Origin of the sequence: Polaribacter gochangensis (assembly GCF_046224025.1) — a bacterium.
Taxonomy (GTDB): Bacteria; Bacteroidota; Bacteroidia; order Flavobacteriales; family Flavobacteriaceae; genus Polaribacter; species Polaribacter gochangensis.
Map to the genome: position 1 here is coordinate 1 of NZ_JBJXRF010000100.1, position 237 is coordinate 237.

Here is a 237-nt window from a genome sequence, read left to right on the forward strand (position 1 = left end):
CAATCTCTTTTAAAGAGATTAATTATTCTGTTTTAGAAAAATCTATTTTGTATTTTACATATTCCGTTAGGTGTTCTACTTCTACAGATTTATCGAACATAATTACTGCACGTTGAATTACATTCTCTAATTCTCTGATATTTCCAGTCCAATGATATCTTTGTAGAATATCTATAGCTTCTGAAATTATTTTTAAGAACTTATCTTTGTATTCGATTCCGTATTTAAAAAGAAATT

Annotated in this window: 1 protein-coding gene; it reads right to left on the reverse strand. The window is 25.7% G+C overall.

The features are described 5' to 3' along the window. Nucleotides 1-22: 22 nt before the first annotated feature. Nucleotides 23-237 (reverse strand): AAA-type ATPase lid domain-containing protein (locus tag ACEWL1_RS12220; RefSeq protein WP_457770728.1); only part of this gene is annotated, 215 nt, incomplete at its 5' end.